The sequence below is a fragment of the Arthrobacter sp. ISL-72 genome, assembly GCF_018613755.1.
In the GTDB taxonomy this organism is placed as follows: Bacteria; Actinomycetota; Actinomycetes; order Actinomycetales; family Micrococcaceae; genus Arthrobacter.
Map to the genome: position 1 here is coordinate 61,241 of NZ_JAGGPP010000008.1, position 20,372 is coordinate 81,612.

Below are 20,372 nucleotides of genomic sequence, written 5' to 3' on the forward strand. Positions count from 1 at the left end.
TTATTCGAACATATATTCGAATACAAGAGCCCCCGGGTTGAAACAGGCCCGGCTGAAACAGCCTCCGCGTTCAAAGAGCTCCCGGCTGGATATGAGACCATCGGCTCATGACCTCACGTGGCACTGCTGCACCTTCGCGCGCCGCCAAAGGCCCGGCCAAGACAACGAGACTTACCGGAATCGACGCCGCGCGGGGTTTGGCGCTGCTCGGAATGATGGCGACGCATCTGCTGCCCACGTTCGAGGCCGACGCGCAGCTGACGCCCACGTGGATCGGCCTGACCTTCTCGGGGCGGGCGGCAGCGCTGTTCGCCGTCCTGGCCGGGATCGGGCTCGCCCTGTCTACCGGAAAGCAGCGTCCCCTGCAGGGTGCCGAGCTGAGCGGCGCCCGCCGCGGGATAGCACTGCGCGCACTGGTGATCGCCGTCGTCGGGCTCTTCCTGGGCGGGCTGGAGGTGAACGTCGCGGTGATCCTGGTCCACTACGCCGTCCTGTTCCTGTGCATCCTTCCGTTCATCGGGCTCAACATCAGGCCGCTCTGTGCCCTGGCGGCGGGCTGGGTTCTGGGTTCGCCGGTGCTGGCCTATTTGCTGCGGCCGTGGCTCCTGGCGCCGTCGCCGCCGCTGAAGCTCGGCCACAATCCCAACTGGGACGACCTTGCCACCCCCGGGCGGCTGCTTGGGGATATCTTCCTGACCGGCTACTACCCTGTCCTGCAGTGGCTGAGCTACCTGTTGATCGGACTGGTCATCGGGCGGCTGGCGCTGACGAAGATGGCCGTCCAGGTCCTGCTCCTGGCCGGCGGCGTTGTGATGGCCGTGGCGGCCAAATGGCTGGGCATCGTGATGATGGACCAGTTGGGCGGCAAGGAGGCACTTCAGGCGCGGCTGGCCGACCCCACCTACCCGCTGGACAGCCTCCTGCAGGTGAATCTTGCCGGCGTCGAACAGACCGGCTCCTGGTGGTGGCTCGCGGGCAGCGCACCGCATTCGGGCACCACCCTGGATCTGCTCCACACCTCAGCCGTAGCGGCCGTCGTCGTGGGCGCGTGCCTGCTCGTGGGGCGCCTGGGTGAATGGCTCAGCCTGGACTTGTTGCTGCCGCTGCGGGGCGCCGGTGCCACGACGCTCAGCCTGTACACGGGCCATGTCTGCCTGGTCGCTGCCATGTACCTGCAGCCGCTGCCCGCCGGGTGGACCGAGGAAGGCATCTATGCAGCCCAGGCCCTGACTGCCGTCCTCATCGGAGGATCCATGGCCGCGCTCCACTGGCGGGGGCCGCTGGAATGGGTGGCCCACGCCGCTAGCGAGGTTGGCAGGTACCAGCGTGCCGGTGTCCATTAACGGGTGTCCGCTAGCCGGGAACCGCTAACCGGTGTCCGCTAGTTCCCGCGCTCGCGGAACAGCCTGAGGGCATCGCGCATGGATGCCCGTGCGCGCTTGCGGTCGCCAGCGGCGTCGTAAGCGCAGCTGAGCCGGAACCAGGAACGCCAATCGTCCGGTGCTTCCTCCGCCTCGGCCCGGTACTTCTCAAATTCGGCGTCCGCGGATTCCCGCACGATCCGTCCGGCGGGTGTCCGCTGCAGGTTGTCGACCGGCAGGCCGCCTTCGGCCTCGAGGACCTTGGCCATTTGCTCCGTCCGGGCACCGAACAACAGCTCACGCACCAGCGCCCACGCGCCGATAACGGGCAGGATCAGGTAGGCAGCGCCAATTGCCTTGGCCACGGGGTTGGCGTCCGTGAGGAGCAGCACCGAGCGCTGGAAGGACACCACCAGGTAAAAAACCAGCAGGAGCGTTACCGCGCCGACCCAGATCTTGGTGCGGTTCTTCCTGAGGCCGGCGAGGATATTGCCCACGGCCGTCAGACTCCGAGGTCCAGGTAGCCGTCCAGGCCCACGGTCAGCCCCGGGTGGCCGGCCACGTTGCGGACTCCCAGCAGCACGCCGGGCATGAAGGACGCCCGGTCGAAGGAGTCGTGCCGCAGGGTCAGCTGCTCCCCCGGCCCGCCGAGCAGGACTTCCTGGTGGGCCACGAGGCCGCGGAGCCGCACGCTGTGTACGCGGACGCCGTCAACATCGCAGCCGCGGGCGCCGGCAAGTTCGGTGGTGGTGGCGTCCGGGCTGGCGCCGATGCCGGCCTCGGCGCGTTCGGCCGCGATCAGCTGCGCGGTGCGGACTGCAGTGCCCGAAGGGGCGTCCACCTTGTCCGGGTGGTGCAGCTCGATGACCTCCACCGATTCGAAGTACCGGGACGCCTTGGCGGCAAAAGCCGAGGCAAGCACGGAGCCCAGCGCGAAGTTGGGGGCGATCAGGACGCCCACACCGTTGTTCCGGCCCAGCAGTTCCTCAAGGCCGTCAAGGCGGCCGGCGTCCCAGCCGGTGGTGCCGACGACGGCGTGCATGCCGTGTTCGACGGCGAACCGGACGTTGGCTTCGGTGCTTTCGGGGACGGTCAGGTCCACCACGATCCGGGCACCGGCGGAAACCAGCTCATCCAGGGAATCACCGCGCCGGAGGGCCGCAACGAGCTTCATGTCGGCGGCCGCTTCAACGGCTTTTACGGCCTCGGCGCCCATGCGCCCGTTCGCGCCCAGGACGGCGACGGCAAGTTGTTCAGTCATGGACTTAACCCTACCGTCGGGCCTGCAGCACGGTTGAACCGGGCGGGCAGGTTACCCTATGCCCCGGCGCCGACCCATTCGACTGTACCGTCGCTGAAGTACTGTTCCTTCCAGATGGGCACCTGCTCCTTGATCCGGTCAACGAGCTCCGAGCACACCTCGAATGCCTGGCCCCGGTGCGAGGCCGAGACGGCGCACACCAGCGCGGGATCGCCGATTTCGAGCATGCCCACCCGGTGGGCGGCCCAGATGCGTACCGGCTCCCCGCCTGCGGCGGTACCGCCAGCGTCAGCACCGACAGCGTCAGCATCGACAGCGTGGCCGGCATGTTCTGCCGCGAGCTGCGCCACGACGTCGGCCATCACCTGGTGGGCGGTGGGGTGCGCGCTGTAGCTGAGCCGCTCAACCGGCTTCCCGCCGTCGTGGTTTCGCACCACGCCGCTGAAGCTGACCACGGCCCCGGCTGTGTCCGATTCCACCGCCGCGATCGCCTGCGCCACGGAGATGGGCTCCGCGCTCAGCACCGCGTTCACGATCTGGAACCCGGATTCCCCGTCTGGTGCGGTGCCGGTTTCAGTTCGGGCCGCGGTGCCCGTTGCCGTCCCGGCTGCAGCGACGGTTGCAGCGACGGTTGCACCGTCTTTTTCAGTGTCCATGGTTGCCCTCCAGTTGGTCGCAAAGATGACTGATGACCGGGTCCAGCACGCTCAGGCCGTCCATGACGCCCTTGGGTGATCCGGGAAGATTGACGATGAATGTCCGTCCGGCCGCGCCCGCGTGCCCGCGGCTCAGCATCGCCATGGGCGTCTTGGCCAGTCCGGCCTGCCGGATGCCCTCCATGATCCCTGGAATCTCGCGGTCCAGCAGGGGAACCGTCATCTCCGGGGTGAGGTCATCCGGGCTGAGTCCGGTACCGCCGCTGGTGATGATCACGGCGGGGTGCTGTGTCAGCAGGGCACGGAGCGCCGCGCCCACGGGCTCGCCGTCGGGCACCACCATGGGCGGGAACGTTTCGAAACCGTGCTCCGTCAGCCAGTCGGTGATCACCGGCCCGGTTTCATCGTTATAGATGCCGGCCGCCGCACGGTTGGAGGCAATCACGACGCCGGCCTTCCGGCCGGTGGCCTCTCCGTGCCGGTGCGGTTCGGGGTGCCGGTGCGGTTCGGGGCGCTGTCCAACGCTGCTCATGCTGTCCAGTCCCCGCTTTTGCCGCCGCTTTTGGCCAGAACCCTGATATCGGTCAACACGGCGTGCTTGTCCACTGCCTTGATCATGTCGTAGACGCTCAGGGCGGCCACGGATGCTGCGGTGAGTGCTTCCATTTCAACGCCGGTGACGCCTCTGGTCTTTACAGTGGCCAGCACGGCGACGGCATCCGTGCCCAGTTCGAAGTCAACGGTGACCTTCGAGATGGGCAAGGGATGGCACAGCGGAATGAGTTCGGGCGTCTTCTTCGCGGCCATGATGCCGGCGACGCGGGCCACCGCCAGGGCATCGCCCTTGGGCAGGTCCCCCGCGCCCAGGAGCGCGAGCACTTCGGCCGTGGTGCGGACCGTGGCGGTCGCTGTCGCCTCCCGCGTCGTCTCGGCTTTGCCGGATACATCAACCATCTGCGCTGTTCCGTCGCGGCGCAGATGCGTCAGGCCGGCAGCGTTGTCTTCATTGTTCACAGCGTCCATACTTCCACTTCTGCGCCGGCCGCGAGCGCGGAGGTCCCCGCCGGGAGATGGATCAAGGCGTTGGAATTGGCCAGGGCATGGACAAGATGCGACCCCGGGCCGCCTTCCAGCCGGACCGTGCCGTCCGGAAGGACCGTGCCGCGGCGGACCTGGTGCTTGCCTGCCGGCGACTCCACAGGCTCCGCCAATCTGGCCCGGATGGCCGGCCGGGGAGCCGGCGCGCCGAACAATGCGCTGAGGACCGGGCGGAGGAACATTTCGAACGAGACCAGGCAACTGACCGGGTTCCCAGGGAACCCGACGAACGGGACACCGTCGAATTTTCCGATTCCCTGCGGGCCGCCGGGTTGCATGGCGACGTGCAGGAATTCGATGTCCTGTCCCCCGGCGGCCTGCCGGACCACTTCATACGCACCCTTGCTGACGCCCCCTGTGGTGACGATCAGGTCCACGGCAGGGGCATGTTTGCGAAGCATCGCCGTGAGCTCTTCCGGATTGTCCGTTGAGATCGCGGCCCGCAGGACCTCCAGGCCGGCCTGGCGCATCGCTGCTTCGAGGAGCGTGCCGTTGGCGTCGTAGATCTTGCCCGGTTCCAAGGGGCTGCCGGGCTCCACGACTTCGTCCCCGGTGGTGGCAAGGAGCACTTTGAGGTTCCGGTGCACCGTGACCTGGGTGATCCCCAGGGCAGCCAGGAGTCCCAGCTGGCCCGGGCCCAGGTTGGTTCCGCCGGCGAGCGCCGGCTCCCCGGCGCGGACGTCGCTGCCCGCAGTGCGGACGTACATACCGTTTTCCGTTGCCGGCAGCCGGACCGATGCTGTGCTGCCCGGACGGGGAAAGGAATCGGGAACGGCTTTCTCAATCGGTACGACGGCGTCGGCCCCGGGAGGAATCATGGCTCCGGTCATGATGGGGGCAGCCGTGCCGGGTTGCAGCGGCGCTGCCACGGCACCGGCCGGTATCGGGGCCACCACCCTGAGGTCCGTGCCGCCGTCGGGGATGTCCGTGCTGCGGACGGCAAAGCCGTCCATCTGGGAGTTGGCGAACGGGGGCAGGTCCACCGGTGCAGTGATGTCCGCAGCCAGCCCGCGACCCAGCGCCTCCCGAAGCGGCAGCTGTTCCGTGCGGCCGGTCCCGGCCAGATCCGCCAGCAACTCCCGCACGGACTCCCGGTGGGCCTCCACGCTGCGGGCCTGATGCCCGGCGCCCTGATGGCCGGGGCTCTGATGGCCGGTGTCGGAACCGCCGCTGTGGGTTTGGCTGGCGCGGGGGTTGTGGCTCGCGCCGGGGGCGTGCCTGTTGTCGGTGCGGTGCATGCGTTCCTTACCTAGGTCCGGGCGTGCTGCCTGCTAGGGCGTCACCTCAACTCTAATGGTGTGGAATCCGGTGGCGCCGTCAGGAGCCACCGGTGAGCGCGCTTCGATTTGCGGGTCGCCACGGAGGTCAGTGGCGCGGACCTGGATCTCGTACTGCCCGGGTGTCAGCGGCACGGACAGCTGCCACTGGTACCAGGTGTCCCGGGATATGCCGGGGGCGAGGTCGGCAGCCAGCCAGGGGCCCCGGTTGACGCGCAGTTCCACCTTGCCGATGCCCCTGTGCTGTGCCCAGGCGACACCGCCGAACGCCACGGTTCCGGCCCGTTGCGGCCGCCCTGCCCGTGGAACATCGATGCGCGACGACGTTTTGATGGGCCCGCGCTCACTCCAGCCGCGGGGTGTCCAATACCCGACGTCGTCCGCGAACCGGGTCACTTTCAGTTCGGTGAGCCACTTGGTCGCGGAAACATAGCCGTACAGTCCGGGCACGATGAGCCGCACCGGGAAACCATGCTCCAACGGCAGCGGCTCGCCGTTCATGCCCACGGCGATCAGTGCATCCCGGCCGTCGGTGAGGACTTCCAGCGGCGTGCCGGCAGTCCAGCCGTCCTTGCTCCGCGACAGCACCATGTCTGCGCCGCTCTTCGGCCCCGCCATGGCCAGCAGCTCCCGGACCGGCCAGCCCAGCCACAGGGCATTGCCGATGAGGTCCCCGCCCACCTCGTTGGACACGCAGGCTATGGTCACGTGGCGCTCGATCATGGGCTTCGAAAGAAGCGTGGCGAAATCCAGTTCGATCTCCCGCTCCACGAGGCCCGTCACCTTGAGCACCCAAGGCTCCGGATCCACCGCCGGAACAGCGAGTGCCGTGTCGATCCGGTAGAAATCCGCGTTCGGCGTCACCAGCGGGTACAGGCCGCTAAGTCCCAGCTCCGCGCCCGCCGGAAGGGGCGGTGCAGGCGATGACGGGGACGGCAAAGCAAGCTTGTTCCGGATCTCGCTCACCCCGGCGTCTGCTCCGCGCAGCACGGCGGCAAGCGCGCCGCCAACGCTCACGACGACGGCGCTTCCGCCCAGCGTCCGCAGGAAACGGCGGCGGTCCGGCGCGGTGGTCGGAGAGGCGGAGGCTGCTTCGCCGTCGAACCTGTCCCAGGCCCTGAGGCGCATCATCAGCCAGCGCAGCACCACGATTCCGGTGCCGGCGGCTAGCAAGGGCAGTGCAACGGCGTTGCCGGTCACCTGGGCACGGCCAAGGACAGCCACCAGGCCCACCACGCCAAAGACCGCGATGACTGCAAAGCCGGCAAAACGCCGCCGCCACTCGATGATTCCCGCGAGCGCAGCCAGCGCAGCTATCGCCAGTCCCATGCCGGCGAGCAGCGCCAGCTTGTCAGCAGTGCCGAACGCCGCGATCGCCCATTCCTTGACTGCCGGCGGAACGGCATCGATCACGGCTCCGCCGACGGCCGTCAGAGGCGAAAGCGTGGGGCTCACGAAGGCAGCGAGGAGTTCGCCGAGGACCACTCCCCCGGCCACAGCCACGATGCCGGCGGCAGCCGCCCACCGGAGGGGTGCGGTCCCCGGAGCGCTGACGGGCACTGCGCCCGGGGCGGTGACAGGCACTGCGGTGGACGGCACTGGGGTGGATGGCTTTCGGTGCTGATCAATGCCCACGGGGTACCTCCGGGTCGGTCATGTCCTGGTGTGCGGCTGCGCTCCAGGACGGCGGCGGGCTTTCCGGACCGTGGTCCTGCGGATTCCCGGCAGCACTCCGGGCGGGGAGCCGCAGCGAGAACCGGCAGCCGCCGTCGACGTTTTCCACAATCACGCTGCCGTCATGGGCCCGCACGATTCCGGCCACCATGCTGAGCCCGATTCCTGCACCGCTGTAGCCGGCCGTCTCAGTCTCAACGCCGGGTGCCGATCCGCCGGACCGGTTCCGGGCGGGGTTCTTCTGCCATCCGGTTTCGAAAACGTGCCCGATGTCCTCCGGCGGGATTCCGCCGCAGCCGTCCGTCACGGAAACCACCGCTTCGTCCCGTTCCCTGCGGACTTCCACATTCACCCCGGACCCCGGCTTGCTGTACAGGATGGCGTTCAGGACCACGTTGCGGAGCGCACGTCCCAGCGAGGGACCGTCGGCGAGGGCAAGGCACTCCCGTACGCCGCCGCCGTCGAGCGTGATGTCCCGGCGGGCTGCAAGCGGAGCGAGGTCCGCGATGGCATCGCTGGCGAGGTCATACAGGTCCAGCGGCTCGGCCCTGAGGCGGAGAGTCCCCGCCTGGATCTTGGAGAGTTCCAGGAGGTCATTGACCATTACCGCCATCTGGTCCGTCTGGCTGATGATCTTGCGGTAATAGGCCCTGACGTCGGCCGCCATCCCGTCCTCGAGGGCCTCGGCCATGGCACGCATGCTTGCCAGCGGGGTGCGCAGGTCGTGGGAGATCCAGCTGACGAGTTCCCGGCGGGAATTCTCGACGGCGGCCTCCCGCTCCCTGGACTCGGCCAGCATGCGGCTGCTGCGCTCCAGTTCGTCCGCGAGATCGGAGAGTTCAGAGCTCATCAGCGGCGCGGGCAGGCCCGGGCTTTCACCGCGTCCGATGCTCCTCGCAGCGGCCGCCAGAAGCTTTGCGTTGCCTGAGACCCGTGACCCCAGCATCAGCGAAATCGCCAGCGCCACGGCGGACGCGACGGCCAGGACGTACCACATGACTTCCAGGTCCCGTGCGGAGATGTACATCGCGTTGAATGCGCTCACCATGCCGGCAGTCAGGACCGCCACCGTGGACAGCACCACCACACAGATCTGGACGGCGATGGACGCCCGGCGGAGGGGCTTAAGCAGGAGCAGGGACACGGCGCCGATGACAACGGCCCAGAGCAGTGCCCAGGCGACGATGGTGACGAGTTCAGAGGTTTGCACCGGATGCCCCGTCCGGCGTGTCCAGCCTGTAGCCCACGCCCCAGACCGTCTTCAGGAGCGTCGGGCGGTTCGGGTCGGCCTCGATCTTTTCGCGCAGCCGACGCACGTGGACGGTGACCGTCGACAGGTCGCCGAAGTCCCAGCCCCACACGGCCTTGATCAGCTCTTCGCGGCTGAATGCCTGGTTGGGGCGGCGCAGCAGGAACGCCAGCAGATCGAACTCCCTGATGGTCAGAGCGAGCGGAGCCCCGTTGTGCGTCACGGTCCGGGCTGCGGGGTTCAGCTCGAAGCCGGCCACTTCGACGGCGGGTTCGGGGCTGAACTCCTGCAGGCTGCGGCGCAGCACCGAGCGCACCCTGAGCACCAGCTCCCGGGGCGAGAAAGGCTTGGTGATGTAGTCGTCCGCGCCGACTTCCAGCCCAAGGATCCTGTCATCCTCCGTCCCCAGGGCGGTCAGCATAATGACGGGCACGCTCATGGTCCCGCGGAGCCTGCGGCAGACTTCAACGCCGTCCAGGCCGGGCAGCATGCGGTCCAGCAGGACAAGGTCGGGGTGGCGTTCGGCGGCCAACCGAAGGGCGGTGAATCCGTCCATTGCAAGATCCACCTGGAAGCCCGCCTGCACGAGGTAGTCACGGACCACCCCGGCGATGGTCTGTTCATCTTCGACGAGGAGTATCCGCCGGTTGCCGACGGCAGCCTGGACCGGTGCCGGCTGGGACTTATTCACTCCTCCAGCATAGATTCGGGGCCGGCCCTCGAGACGGGTTTGCGGCCTGCTGCGGTGATCCGTACGGATTCCGTAAGATCCGGAAACTGTCACGGGCGTGATGCTTGGCCCCAACGTGGCGTAGCCTGATTTTATGAGTGTTCAGCTTGGCATGCCGCAACCCCGGGAGGGCGCCGGTTCCGCTCCGGGACTTCCCGCATCATCATTGCCGCTGCGCCCTGCGGGCATGCCGGCGGGCCTGCTGGACCGCTACGGACGCCGCGCCACCGACATGAGGCTGTCCCTGACCGACAAGTGCAACCTGCGCTGCACCTACTGCATGCCGGCCGAAGGCCTCGAATGGCTGGCCAAGCAGGCCGTCATGTCCGCCGAGGAAATCGTCCGGATCGTGCGGATCGGCGTTGACATGCTCGGAGTGCGCGAACTGCGCCTCACCGGCGGCGAGCCCCTGGTCCGCGCCGACCTCCTGGACATCATCTCCGCCCTGCGCCAAGCCCACCCGCAGCTGCCGATCTCCATGACCACCAACGCCGTCGGCCTGGACAAGAAGGCAGCCGGGCTCAAGGCGGCCGGCCTTTCCCGAATCAATGTTTCACTGGATTCCCTGCACGAGGAGACGTTCGCCAAACTGACGCGCAGGCCGTTCCTGGACAAGGTGCTGGCCGGCGTTGACGCCGCTTGGGCCGCGGGACTCGGTCCGGTAAAACTCAATGCCGTGCTGATGCGGGGAATCAACGACGCCGAGTCCCCCGCTCTGCTGGCGTGGGCCTTGGACCGGGGCTACGAACTCCGCTTCATCGAGCAGATGCCGCTTGACGCCGACCACGGCTGGACCCGCCGGAACATGATCACCGCCGCTGAAATCCGGGAGCTGCTGTCCATCGATTATGTGCTCGGCGCTGATCCGAGGGACCGCGACGGCGCCCCCGCCGAACGCTTCGAAGTACGACGTCGGGTTCCGGGTTCCGCCGCGGCCGGCGGCCCCGTGCTGGGAACCGTAGGAATCATCGCTTCCGTCACCGAACCGTTCTGCTCGGACTGCCGCCGGACCCGGATCACGGCCGAGGGCAAGATCATGAGCTGCCTGTTCTCACGCGAGGAAGTCGACCTCCTGGGGCTGCTGCGTGAGGGCGCCACGGACCAGCAGCTCGCCGAACGATGGCAGGACGCCATGTGGATCAAGCCAAAGGCCCACGGCATGGACCACGTCGGTTTGGACGCTCCGGACTTCGTCCAGCCGGACCGCAGCATGAGCGCCATCGGAGGCTGAACACTTGAACGTACGTTATTTCGCTGCCGCACGCGCCGCGGCAGGGGTGGAAGAGGAACGCTTTGAGCTCCCGGCGGGCTCCACCATGGAGGCCCTGCTGAACGCTGTGCTCCACGTCGACCGGCCGGCTCCGCCTGCCGGCACCCCTCCCCTGGCAAGGCTTCTTTCGCGAAGCAGTTTCCTCCTCAACGAAGTGGCTGTCCGCGACCGGTCCGTGGTGCTGGCTCCGGACGACGTTGTGGACGTGCTGCCGCCGTTCGCCGGCGGGTAGCTAGCCCGACGGTGCAGGGGCCGCAACTGTCCGTTCGCGCTTTCAGGTGCGGCGGCAGACAGAGGTCATGAACGGAGCGAACGCCGCGGCGTCGGCCAGCCGGACCTCGGATGTGTGCGTCAGCACGCCGTCGTCCACCCGGAACGTGTGCCGGGACGTGTCCCGCCCGGTGTGCCGCTCCACAGTGAGGACTCCGCCGTGCCAGCTGCACCGCGTCGGAGCTTCCCGGGGCTGTCCCACGCTGTCCACGTGGTACCAGACCGTATCAGCGTGGTCGGGATCCACGGTGAACATGCCGTGCCGTTCAAAACGGATGCCGTCACTTTCGGTGTGCCGGTAGCTTTGCAGGACGGCATAGCCGGCGGCGGCCGCGGTGAACGTCAGTTCGGCCGCTGCAGTCCGGGCGGGCCGGCGGGGTGTGGCCTCTATGCGGGTAGTCCCCGTCCAGTGCCCGAGGAAAACCTTGAGCTCTTCGGCAGTGCCCGGGTGCGGACGGTCCATTGCTCCTCCAGTGTGGCCCCGGCTTCATCATCACGCCCGCCGGTAACGTTGTCCAGCTTAGAGGCCGAAGGTTTCGCCTTCCTCAAACGGACCCACAACCGTGACCGTCCGCGGCGCCGCTGCCAGCTCGCGTGCCAGCTCCTGCACCTGTTCGACGGTGACGCTCTTGATCTGCCGGAGCGTCTCTTCGATGTCCTGGTATTCGCCGGAGACCAGTTCGGCCCGGCCCAGCCGCGACATCCGGGATCCGGTGTCCTCGAGCGCCAGCACAATGCCGCCACAGAGCTGGCCCACGGCCTTCCTGAGTTCGTCACCGGAGATGCCGTGCTCGGCGAGCTTGTCCAGTTCAACGCCGAGCAGCCCAAGGACCTGGCGGACCTTTGACGGAGTGCAGCCGGCGTACATGCCGAAGTAACCGGCGTCGGCGTAGGACGATGCAAAGGAGTAGGTGGAGTACACCAGGCCGCGCTTTTCCCGGACCTCCTGGAACAGCCGCGAGGACATGCCGCCGCCCAGCACCGCGTTCAGCACGCTCATGACGTAGCGGCGCCCGTCCGTGGCGACGATGGTGGGGCAACCCATAATGATGTTTGCCTGCTCCACGGGACGTTTGACCACATGGAGTCCGGCGGTTCCGGTGATGTCGGCACGCTCGGTGGAGCGCCGTTCCACCGGAGCGGCACCGGGTTCCAGCGTCCAGCCCGCCTGGTGGAGCGCATCCACCACCAGTCCGCAGACGACGTCGTGGTCCAGTCCGCCCGCGGCGGTGATGACGAGCTCATCAGGGCGGTAGTAGCGCCGGTAGTGGTCCCAGACCGAATCCCGGGCGACGGCCCGGATGGCTTCCGGTGTTCCGCCGATCGGGCGTCCCAGCGGATGGGTTCCCAGCACGGCCGCGACGAAGTGTTCATGGGCGACGTCCGTCGGGTCGTCGCTGTCCATCGCGATCTCCTCCAGGATGACGTCGCGTTCCTGCTCCATCTCCTGCGGGTCCAGGACGGCGCCGGTAATCATGTCCGCGATGACGTCGATGGCCATGGGAAGGTCAGTGTCCAGGACGCGGGCGAAGTAGCAGGTGCTTTCCTTCGCCGTGGCCGCGTTGGATTCGCCGCCCACTTCGTCGAACGCGGAGGCGATTTCCAGCGCGGTGCGCCGTTTGGTGCCCTTGAACAGCAGGTGCTCCAGGAAATGGGTGGACCCGTGTTGCCCGTGGGCTTCATCCCGCGACCCCACTCCCACCCAGAAGCCAATGGTCGCAGACCGCTGGCCGGGCATGGCCTCTGTCAGTACGCGCACGCCGCCGGGGAGCACCGAGCGCCGGACCACGGACCCGCCGTCGGCTCCGTGGATCAGGGTGTCTCCGGGATGGTTCTGCACCAGCGGCAGGGGTACGACAGTCATCAAGGCCTTTCAATAAACATGCGCGAAATCTGCCTGCAATCGTACCAGCGGACCATTCCCCCGACGCTCGGGAACGGCCCTGCAATTGCCCGGCACAAAGGCAGGGTTAGGGGGTTAACGGCGGCGGGGCCGGTGGATGTGCCACCGGCCCCGCCGTTCCTGCTTGGACTACGAAGTGCGCTGCAGACTACTCTGCGGTTGCTTCGGCGACCTCGGCGCTTTCAGCGGCCTCTTCCTCGGCGATGACCGGGGACAGGGAGAGCTTTCCGCGGTCGTCGATCTTGGTGATCTCGACCTGGATCTTCTGGCCTACGGAGACGACGTCCTCGACGTTGTCCACGCGCTTGCCGCCGGCGATCTTGCGCAGCTCGGAGATGTGCAGCAGGCCGTCCTTGCCCGGGGTGAGGGAGATGAACGCACCGAAGGTGGTGGTCTTGACGACCGTACCCAGGTAGCGCTCGCCGATTTCCGGAACCTGCGGGTTGGCGATGGCGTTGATCGCGGAACGGGCGGCGTCGGCGGACGGGCCGTTGGTTGCGCCGATGTAAACGGTGCCGTCGTCCTCGATGGAGATGTCCGCGCCGGTGTCTTCCTGGATCTGGTTGATCATCTTGCCCTTGGGCCCGATGACCTCGCCGATCTTGTCCACGGGGATCTTGACCGCGATCACGCGCGGTGCGAACTCGGAGAGCTCGTCCGGAGTGTCGATCGCGGAGTTGATGACCTCGAGGATGTGCAGGCGTGCTTCGCGTGCCTGCTTCAGGGCAGCAGCCAGGACGGAGGCCGGAATGCCGTCGAGCTTGGTGTCCAGCTGGATGGCCGTGACGAACTCGGAGGTACCGGCGACCTTGAAGTCCATGTCGCCGAAGGCATCTTCGGCGCCGAGGATGTCGGTCAGGGCGGCGTAGCGGGTCTGGCCGTCAACCTGGTCGGAGACCAGGCCCATGGCGATGCCGGCAACGGCGGCCTTGAGCGGAACACCGGCGTTCAGCATCGACAGGGTGGAGGCGCAGACGGAACCCATCGACGTCGAACCGTTGGAGCTGAGAGCCTCAGACACCTGGCGGATGGCGTAGGGGAATTCCTCGCGGGAGGGCAGCACCGGCACGAGCGCGCGCTCTGCCAGGGCGCCGTGGCCGATTTCGCGGCGCTTGGGCGAGCCCACGCGGCCGGTCTCACCGGTGGAGTACGGCGGGAAGTTGTAGTTGTGCATGTAGCGCTTGCGCGTTACGGGCGACAGCGAGTCGATCTGCTGTTCCATCTTCAGCATGTTCAGCGTGGTGACACCCATGATCTGGGTCTCGCCGCGCTCGAAGATGGCCGAACCGTGAACGCGGGGCAGAACCTCGACCTCGGCGGTGAGCTGGCGGATGTCCGTCAGGCCGCGGCCGTCGATGCGGATCTGGTCCTTCAGGATGCGCTGGCGCACAACGTGCTTGGTGACCGAGCGGAATGCTGCGGACAGCTCCTTCTCGCGGCCTTCGAACTGGCCGGCCAGGGAAGCGGTGACCTCGTCCTTCAGGGCGTCCGAAGCGTTGTCACGCTCCTGCTTGTCAGCGATCTGGAAGACGGCTGTCAGCTTCTCAGCGGCGGCGGCTTCAACAGCGGCGTAGACGTCGTCCTCGTAGTCGAGGAAGACCGGGAATTCGACGGTCGGCTTGGCGGCACGGGCAGCCAGGTCGGCCTGGGCGTCGCAGAGGGCCTTGATGAACGGCTTGGCAGCCTCGAGGCCTTCGGAAACAACCTCTTCGGTCGGGGCGGTGGCGCCCTGTTCCTTGATGAGGTTCCAGGAGTTGTCGGTGGCTTCGGCTTCAACCATCATGATGGCGACGTCGTCACCGGCAACCCTACCGGCTACGACCATGTTGAACACGGAGTTCTCGAGCTGGGAGTGCTTCGGGAAAGCAACCCACTGCGAGCCGTTCTCGTCGGCAACGAGGGCAACGCGGACGCCGCCGATCGGGCCGGAGAAGGGCAGGCCCGAGAGCTGGGTGGACATCGAGGAGGCGTTGATGGCCACGACGTCGTAGAGCTCGTCCGGGTTGATCGCCAGAACGGTGACGACGATCTGGACCTCGTTGCGCAGGCCCTTGATGAAGGCCGGACGCAGCGGACGGTCCATCAGGCGGCAGGCCAGGATGGCTTCGGTGGACGGGCGGCCTTCGCGGCGGAAGAACGAGCCCGGGATGCGGCCGGCGGCGTACATGCGCTCTTCGACGTCAACGGTCAGCGGGAAGAAGTCGAAGCCTTCACGCGGGTGCTTGCCGGCGGTGGTGGCGGACAGCAGCGCGGTGTCTTCGTCGATGTACACCATGGCTGCGCCGGCTGCCTGCTTGGCGAGGCGGCCGGTTTCGAAGCGGATTACACGCTTGCCGAAGCGGCCATTGTCAATGACGGCTTCTGAGAACTGGATTTCGGGACCCTCCAAGAGAGTCACCTCCGTTTCATGGTTAACGGAAGTCCAGCCGCATCAACCCAGTCCAGCATCTGTCTACTGGCCTGCACTGCACCCGGTCATCGATCGAGACCCACGGGCCGGGCTTCGTTCATCGAAACCGTTCCCGGGAGTCACTACCGAGGACCGCGAATGCGTGATGCGGTTGATCCTCCTGTTTAGTTTTTTTGTACTGAAGGAGGCGGCCCGTTCCGGAGGGAAAGGGCCGCCCCTTAGGGCTGACTAGCGGCGCAGGCCGAGGCGCTCGATGAGCGCACGGTAGCGGTTGATGTCAGTGTTCTTGAGGTAGGTGAGCATGCGCTTGCGACGACCAACCATGGCCAGCAGACCGCGCTGGGTGTGGAAGTCGTGCTTGTGCTCCTTCATGTGCTCAGTGAGATCCTTGATCCGCTGAGTCAGGACTGCAACCTGGACCTCGGGTGAACCGGTGTCGCCTTCGGTGGTTGCGTATTCCTTGATGATGGACTGCTTTACAGCGGCGTCAAGTGCCACAATAACTCCTAGAGATGTGCCGTGAGGCCCGAATCAGTAACTCACTGCCGGGTGTGCCTGTGCCGCGGATCCCGGTTTAACCCGGAAGTCCCGCACACAACAAGAGCCAGCCGCCACGGACTGCAGCCGGATCCAACGTTTAGTTTACCGGCCCGGCCGCAATCTTGTCGAAACACGCCGCGCGGCCGGCCGCACCGCGCGCCCGCAGAGCGGCTGCAGAGAGGCAGCGGCTACGGCGCCACGTGCATCCTAGGCACGCGCCAACAGGTCGCGGATGGCGGCGACACCGCGGTAGACCTCCGCGAAGGATGTACTGAGCGGTGAGAGCCCGATCCGGATCCCGTGCGGTGCCCGGAAGTCGGGGACGACGTCCTGTTCCCAGAGCTTCGCCGTCATCTCCCGGAAGTCCGGGTGGTCCACGGTGATGTGGCTCCCCCGGCGTCCCGGATCCCGCGGCGTGGCCAGAACGACACCCCGCGGGGCCAGCCACGCATCATGCAGTTCGAGCGCGAAGGCCGTCAGCTTCAGGGATTTCTCCCGGAGGGCCCTCATTCCGGCTTCTTCAATCAGATCCAGCGTGCCCTGCATGGCAATCATGCCGAAGATTGCCGGGGTTCCGCTCAGGAAGCCGCGGATTCCCGGGGCCGGCTCATAACCCGCCGCCATCTCGAAGGCGTCCTTGCGGCCCATCCAGCCCCAGATCGGCTGGTTCAGCCCGGGGAGGTGGTGCGAGTTTATGTACGCGAAGGCGGGCGACCCCGGGCCGCCGTTCAGGTATTTGTAGGTGCATCCGGCGGCGAAGTCGACGCCGGCGGCATCAAGCTCCAGCTCTACCGACCCGGCCGAATGGCAGAGGTCCCAGACCACCAGCGCGCCGGCGTCGTGCACTGCAGCGGTAATTGCCGGAAGATCGGCGAGGAACCCCGAGCGGTAGGCCACCTGGCTGAGGACCACGACGGCGGTGGCCGGCCCCACGGCCGCCCGCACTTGGTCTACGGTCACCCCGGCCGCGGGATCGGCTTCGATCCATCGCAGTGTCAGGCCTTCTTCGCGGGCGATGCCTTCCAGGAGGTAGCGGTCGGTTGGGAAGTTGTCCGTGTCCAGCACGATCTCTGTTCGGGCGGAGTCAGTAACCGCAGCGAGGGCGGCGCGGATCAGCTTGTACAGGACCACGGTGGTGGAGTCGGCGATGATGGTTTGACCGTTGGCAGCGCCGAGCACTGCGCGGCCCAGCTGGTCGCCGATGGCTTCCGGCAGTTGGAGCCATTCCTCGTCCCAGCCGCGGATCAACCGGCCGCCCCAGCCGTGCTGGATGAAGCTGTTGATGTCGGCGGCTGTCCGTTTGAGCGGACGGCCCAGCGAGTTCCCGTCCAGGTAGGACAGCTCGGTGTCCGTTCCGATGAAGTGCCCGCGGTAGTGCGCCAGCGGGTCCGCGGCGTCCAGTTCGACGGCGCGCTGCCGGAGGGCGTCTGTGGTTTCTGTTGCGGTCATTTGCCGATCTCCGTCCGCACGGCGAAAAGCTCGGGGAAGAAGGTCAGTTCGAGTGCCTTTTGCAGGAACGCCGCACCGCTGGATCCGCCGGTGCCTGACTTCATGCCGATGGTCCGTTGCACCGTCCGCAGATGCCGGAACCGCCAGAGCTGGAAGTTGTCCTCCAGGTCCACCAGTTCCTCACATGCCTCGTAGGCGCCCCAGTTGTCCGCAGCGTTTTCGTAGATGTGCTTGAACACCGGTACCAGTTCCGGGCAGAACTCGTGCGCTTTGGTGACGTCACGTTCCAGCAGGGACGACGGAATGTCGAAGCCCTGCCGGTGAAGGTACGTCAGGAATTCGTCGTAAATGCTCGGTGCTTCCAGCACGTGGCGCAACTGTTCGTAGGCCTCGGGATCGGACTCGAACACCGGAAGCATCTTGCGGTTCTTGTTCCCGAGGATGAATTCCACGGCCCTGTACTGGCTGGACTGGAACCCGGAGGAGTTACCCAGGAAGCCGCGGAACTGGGAGTACTCGGTGGGCGTGAGCGTAGCCAGTACGGACCACTGCTCGGTCAGGGTCTTCTGGATGTGCTTGACCCGCGCAATCGCCTTCAAGGCTGAGCCCAGGTCGTCGCTGCGTAGCCAAGCCGCGGCGCTGCGCAGCTCGTGGAGGACCAGCTTCAGCCACAGCTCCGTGGTCTGGTGCTGGATGATGAACAACAGTTCGTCATGGTGTTCAGGATCGCTGACCGGCTGCTGCGCACTGAGCAGCGTAGGCAGCTGCAGATAGGACGCGTAGCTCATCCGCGAACTGAAATCCCGGACGATGTCCTTCTCCAGTCGCCTCGTGTTCTTCTCAACGGACACAGCAGTGCCTTCCTTGCCAGTGGCTGTGGTCAGCGCCGGAACAAGATGTCGTGGGCCTGGACGACGTCCAGGGCCATCTGTTCGACGAGCGCCTCGGGACCACGGTACGCCACCATGCCACGGAGCCGCGCCACGAATTCCACCACTACTGTCTGGCCGTACAGATCGAAGTTCTCAAACGGCTCTTCCGGGCGGTCGATGACATGTGCTTCAACCTGCCGGCTGACGCCGTCGAACGTCGGGTTGGAACCGACGGAAATGGCGGCCGGCCACCTGGTGCCGGCCTGGTCAACGAGCCAGCCGGCGTAGATGCCGTCGGCCGGAATGTAGCCGCTGGCCTCGGAGGCCAGATTCGCCGTGGGGAAACCTAGCGCCCGACCGCGGGCGGCACCGTGGACCACCTCGCCCCGCATCCGGTGCGGACGGCCCAGGACGGCGGCCGCCGTGGAGACGTCGCCGTCCTTCAAGGCCTCACGCACCCAAGTGGACGAGCAGCGGCGGTCCTCGCCGGCGTCGTCGTGGATGGGAAAGCCTTCGGAGCCGAACTCGCTGATGACCTGGACGGTGAAGCCGAATTTTTCGCCGAGTTCCTGCATCGTGGTCAGATCGCCGGAGTTGCCGCGGCCGAAGCGGGCGTCGTGGCCGATCACCACATGGCTGGCCTTGAGGCTGCCGACGAGGACACCGGCCACAAATTCTTCCGGTGTCAGGCTGGCGAGCTCCAGGGAGTACTTCATGACTAGGACAGCATCCAGCCCCAGCTCGCCAAGGGCAACGAGCTTGTCCTCCAGCCCCATAATCATCTCGGGAGCGGATTCGGGCCGGTGGACCTGCGCGGGGTGGGGATCAAAGGTGACGGCTACTGCCCGCGCGCCATTGAGACGCGCCGTGCGGATGAGCTGTGAAAGCACCTGCTGGTGCCCGCGGTGCACTCCGTCGAAATTGCCGAAAGTGACAACGGTAGGGCCGAAGTCCGCGGGGACCTCGGACGGATCGTTCCAGATGTGGACCATCAACCTCGCCTTTTACTGCCTGCCATTGACTCGTCCGGAGAGCCGGGCCGGGCCCCGGAACTCTCTAAGATTACCCGGAATTGTCCGGGGCACCCGACGCCGCAGCCATCCCGGTTCCCCGCCTTTCGCCGGTCTGTATGCCCGGTTAGGATGCAAGGGCAGCATCCGGCGGCGCAGCACTGCGCGCGTCCAACGATGCCCGTGGCAGCACGCAGGGCTGAAGGAGAGTGCAATGACTGACATCCGCGAGATCTTGGAACAAGTACCCGTCGACCAGATTGCGGGCCTGCTTGGCACTGATACCGAGTCTGCCCGGGCTGCTGTTGAGGCTGCTGTTCCCACGCTCCTTGCCGGTATGCAGAGCAACGCACAGGAGCCGGCCGGGGCTGCGTCGCTTGAATCCGCACTCGTCCAGCACCACAACGGGCTGGTGGACGGCGGGGTGGACGTCTCGCAGGTGGATACTGCAGACGGCGAAAAGATCGTGAGCCATGTTTTTGGCGGACAACAGGACCAGGTGGCAAATCAGCTGGCAGGTTCGGCCAACCTCGGCGGTGTCGGGGGTGACTTGGTCAGGAAGCTCCTGCCAATCCTGGCGCCCATCGTGATGTCCTATCTGGCGAAGAAGGTACTCGGCGGGCAGGGTTCCGGCGGTTCGGCCGGAGGGGCTGGAACGGGTGGTGTTGGGGGCCAAAACGCCGGCAGTCCCGGCGGAATCGATCTCGGCAGCATCTTGGGTGGCATTCTTGGCGGCGGCTCCCAGGGCAGGGGCGGCCTGCAAGGAGGCGGCCTTGGGGACATCCTCGGCGGCATTCTCGGTGGAGGCGCACAGGGCGGACAGCATTCCCGTGGTGCAGTAGTTCCGGAGGCCGGCGACTCCACACTGCATCCTCTGGCAGAGCCCCTAGGCCAGTCGACGGTGCAGGGCAGTGCGCCCGTCCCGGGCGAGCTGGTCGACGTCGACCTCCCCGGCGGGTGTCCCTCAGACGGTGCCGCTGACCGCGCCGATGAGCGGCCGGAAGAGAAAAGGAACGACGACGGCGGCCTGGGCGGTCTGTTGGGCGGACTCTTCGGAAAGAAGTAGGTTCCTGGCGCCGCCGGGGGCGCGGGCTGGTCCCGGCCCGGGCTCGCGGCCTGTCAGGGACTATGGCGGTCTTCCGCGGCTGCCTGATCTGCGACATCTGTTTGGCCTGCCACGGCTGGTGTGACTTGGGCAAGCCAGTCGTTGAGGTCCTTTGGCCTGCGGAACACGATCACCGGCGGCATGTCCGGATTGGATTGCCACTCCGTGAATAGGCGCTTCTTCCGGGCGAAGGAACTGAAATGCCAGTAGAAGATTGAGTCCCTGGTCAAAAGGCGG

The 20,372-nt window shown here is 66.7% G+C and carries 20 protein-coding genes; 4 read left to right on the forward strand and 16 right to left on the reverse strand.

The features are described from left to right. Positions 1-107 precede the first annotated feature (107 nt). Complete coding sequence (locus J7I92_RS08455; protein ID WP_214839434.1) at positions 108-1,343, forward strand: heparan-alpha-glucosaminide N-acetyltransferase domain-containing protein; 1,236 nt, start codon at positions 108-110, stop codon at positions 1,341-1,343. A gap of 38 nt (positions 1,344-1,381) precedes the next feature. Here the strand turns inward: J7I92_RS08455 and J7I92_RS08460 are convergent, their stop codons facing one another. Genes J7I92_RS08460 through J7I92_RS08500 form a run of 9 tightly spaced genes read right to left on the reverse strand, consistent with a single transcriptional unit; the run spans position 1,382 to position 9,267 of the window. After that, positions 1,382-1,858, reverse strand: coding sequence for a hypothetical protein (locus J7I92_RS08460; protein WP_214839436.1), 477 nt, complete (start codon positions 1,856-1,858; stop codon positions 1,382-1,384). 5 nt (positions 1,859-1,863) lie between these two features. After that, positions 1,864-2,622, reverse strand: a complete 759-nt coding sequence (gene dapB / locus J7I92_RS08465) for a 4-hydroxy-tetrahydrodipicolinate reductase (RefSeq protein WP_214839437.1) — start codon at positions 2,620-2,622, stop codon at positions 1,864-1,866. A 56-nt stretch (positions 2,623-2,678) separates the two neighbouring features. Beyond that, complete coding sequence (locus J7I92_RS08470; protein WP_251039666.1) at positions 2,679-3,278, reverse strand: molybdenum cofactor biosynthesis protein MoaE; 600 nt, start codon at positions 3,276-3,278, stop codon at positions 2,679-2,681. Then, a complete protein-coding gene (locus J7I92_RS08475) occupies positions 3,268-3,810 on the reverse strand; it encodes a MogA/MoaB family molybdenum cofactor biosynthesis protein (protein ID WP_214839438.1) in 543 nt (180 codons plus the stop codon). Before J7I92_RS08475 ends, J7I92_RS08470 begins: the two co-directional genes overlap by 11 nt. After that, the gene (moaC, locus tag J7I92_RS08480; protein ID WP_214839439.1) at positions 3,807-4,301 is read right to left on the reverse strand and encodes a cyclic pyranopterin monophosphate synthase MoaC; all 495 of its coding nucleotides are present in this window, start codon (positions 4,299-4,301) and stop codon (positions 3,807-3,809) included. Before moaC ends, J7I92_RS08475 begins: the two co-directional genes overlap by 4 nt. Beyond that, entirely contained in the window at positions 4,289-5,614 is a 1,326-nt protein-coding gene (gene glp / locus J7I92_RS08485; protein WP_214839440.1) for a gephyrin-like molybdotransferase Glp, read from the reverse strand. The genes moaC and glp overlap by 13 nt, the downstream gene beginning before the upstream one ends. A gap of 33 nt (positions 5,615-5,647) precedes the next feature. Beyond that, complete coding sequence (locus tag J7I92_RS08490; RefSeq protein ID WP_396020367.1) at positions 5,648-7,237, reverse strand: molybdopterin-dependent oxidoreductase; 1,590 nt, start codon at positions 7,235-7,237, stop codon at positions 5,648-5,650. A 40-nt stretch (positions 7,238-7,277) separates the two neighbouring features. Next, positions 7,278-8,537, reverse strand: coding sequence for a cell wall metabolism sensor histidine kinase WalK (locus tag J7I92_RS08495; RefSeq protein WP_214839441.1), 1,260 nt, complete (start codon positions 8,535-8,537; stop codon positions 7,278-7,280). Continuing rightward, positions 8,524-9,267: a response regulator transcription factor gene (locus J7I92_RS08500; protein WP_214839442.1), complete on the reverse strand. Its 744-nt coding sequence runs from the start codon at positions 9,265-9,267 to the stop codon at positions 8,524-8,526. Before J7I92_RS08500 ends, J7I92_RS08495 begins: the two co-directional genes overlap by 14 nt. Positions 9,268-9,400: 133 nt before the next feature. On the opposite strand from J7I92_RS08500, the gene moaA reads away from it, so the two are divergent. Further along, the gene (gene moaA, locus J7I92_RS08505; RefSeq protein WP_214839444.1) at positions 9,401-10,537 is read left to right on the forward strand and encodes a GTP 3',8-cyclase MoaA; all 1,137 of its coding nucleotides are present in this window, start codon (positions 9,401-9,403) and stop codon (positions 10,535-10,537) included. 4 nt (positions 10,538-10,541) lie between these two features. Further along, a complete protein-coding gene (locus tag J7I92_RS08510; protein ID WP_214839446.1) occupies positions 10,542-10,808 on the forward strand; it encodes a MoaD/ThiS family protein in 267 nt (88 codons plus the stop codon). A gap of 42 nt (positions 10,809-10,850) precedes the next feature. Here the strand turns inward: J7I92_RS08510 and J7I92_RS08515 are convergent, their stop codons facing one another. From J7I92_RS08515 to J7I92_RS08545, 7 genes are all read right to left on the reverse strand, one after another. Further along, the gene (locus J7I92_RS08515; protein WP_214839448.1) at positions 10,851-11,309 is read right to left on the reverse strand and encodes a DUF1579 family protein; all 459 of its coding nucleotides are present in this window, start codon (positions 11,307-11,309) and stop codon (positions 10,851-10,853) included. A 57-nt stretch (positions 11,310-11,366) separates the two neighbouring features. Beyond that, positions 11,367-12,710 (reverse strand): pitrilysin family protein, encoded by a 1,344-nt coding sequence (locus tag J7I92_RS08520; RefSeq protein ID WP_214839450.1) that lies wholly within the window; start codon positions 12,708-12,710, stop codon positions 11,367-11,369. Positions 12,711-12,897: 187 nt separating this feature from the next. Then, positions 12,898-15,138: a polyribonucleotide nucleotidyltransferase gene (locus J7I92_RS08525; protein ID WP_214840129.1), complete on the reverse strand. Its 2,241-nt coding sequence runs from the start codon at positions 15,136-15,138 to the stop codon at positions 12,898-12,900. A gap of 249 nt (positions 15,139-15,387) precedes the next feature. Continuing rightward, positions 15,388-15,657 (reverse strand): 30S ribosomal protein S15, encoded by a 270-nt coding sequence (gene rpsO / locus J7I92_RS08530; RefSeq protein ID WP_214839452.1) that lies wholly within the window; start codon positions 15,655-15,657, stop codon positions 15,388-15,390. Positions 15,658-15,906: 249 nt separating this feature from the next. After that, positions 15,907-17,148 (reverse strand): kynureninase, encoded by a 1,242-nt coding sequence (kynU, locus tag J7I92_RS08535; protein WP_214839454.1) that lies wholly within the window; start codon positions 17,146-17,148, stop codon positions 15,907-15,909. Continuing rightward, positions 17,145-17,999: a tryptophan 2,3-dioxygenase gene (kynA, locus tag J7I92_RS08540; RefSeq protein ID WP_214839456.1), complete on the reverse strand. Its 855-nt coding sequence runs from the start codon at positions 17,997-17,999 to the stop codon at positions 17,145-17,147. The genes kynU and kynA overlap by 4 nt, the downstream gene beginning before the upstream one ends. 29 nt (positions 18,000-18,028) lie before the next feature. Continuing rightward, positions 18,029-19,012, reverse strand: coding sequence for a bifunctional riboflavin kinase/FAD synthetase (locus tag J7I92_RS08545; RefSeq protein WP_214839458.1), 984 nt, complete (start codon positions 19,010-19,012; stop codon positions 18,029-18,031). 232 nt (positions 19,013-19,244) lie between these two features. Here J7I92_RS08545 and J7I92_RS24200 point away from each other — a divergent pair, with 232 nt between their 5' ends. Beyond that, on the forward strand, positions 19,245-20,096 hold the full coding sequence (locus J7I92_RS24200) for a DUF937 domain-containing protein (RefSeq protein WP_214839460.1): 852 nt from the start codon (positions 19,245-19,247) through the stop codon (positions 20,094-20,096). The last annotated feature ends 276 nt before the right edge of the window (positions 20,097-20,372 follow it).

Excerpts from the sequence above, each read along its gene's own strand:
- J7I92_RS08455 (WP_214839434.1), top strand. The coding sequence starts at position 108 with ATGACCTCACGTGGCACTGCTGCACCTTCGCGCGCCGCCAAAGGCCCG.
- dapB (WP_214839437.1), bottom strand. The coding sequence starts at position 2,622 with ATGACTGAACAACTTGCCGTCGCCGTCCTGGGCGCGAACGGGCGCATG.
- J7I92_RS08470 (WP_251039666.1), bottom strand. The coding sequence starts at position 3,278 with ATGGACACTGAAAAAGACGGTGCAACCGTCGCTGCAACCGTCGCTGCA.
- J7I92_RS08475 (WP_214839438.1), bottom strand. The coding sequence starts at position 3,810 with ATGAGCAGCGTTGGACAGCGCCCCGAACCGCACCGGCACCCCGAACCG.
- moaC (WP_214839439.1), bottom strand. The coding sequence starts at position 4,301 with ATGGACGCTGTGAACAATGAAGACAACGCTGCCGGCCTGACGCATCTG.
- glp (WP_214839440.1), bottom strand. The coding sequence starts at position 5,614 with ATGCACCGCACCGACAACAGGCACGCCCCCGGCGCGAGCCACAACCCC.
- moaA (WP_214839444.1), top strand. The coding sequence starts at position 9,401 with ATGAGTGTTCAGCTTGGCATGCCGCAACCCCGGGAGGGCGCCGGTTCC.
- J7I92_RS08515 (WP_214839448.1), bottom strand. The coding sequence starts at position 11,309 with ATGGACCGTCCGCACCCGGGCACTGCCGAAGAGCTCAAGGTTTTCCTC.
- J7I92_RS08520 (WP_214839450.1), bottom strand. The coding sequence starts at position 12,710 with ATGACTGTCGTACCCCTGCCGCTGGTGCAGAACCATCCCGGAGACACC.
- kynU (WP_214839454.1), bottom strand. The coding sequence starts at position 17,148 with ATGACCGCAACAGAAACCACAGACGCCCTCCGGCAGCGCGCCGTCGAA.
- J7I92_RS08545 (WP_214839458.1), bottom strand. The coding sequence starts at position 19,012 with ATGGTCCACATCTGGAACGATCCGTCCGAGGTCCCCGCGGACTTCGGC.
- J7I92_RS24200 (WP_214839460.1), top strand. The coding sequence starts at position 19,245 with ATGACTGACATCCGCGAGATCTTGGAACAAGTACCCGTCGACCAGATT.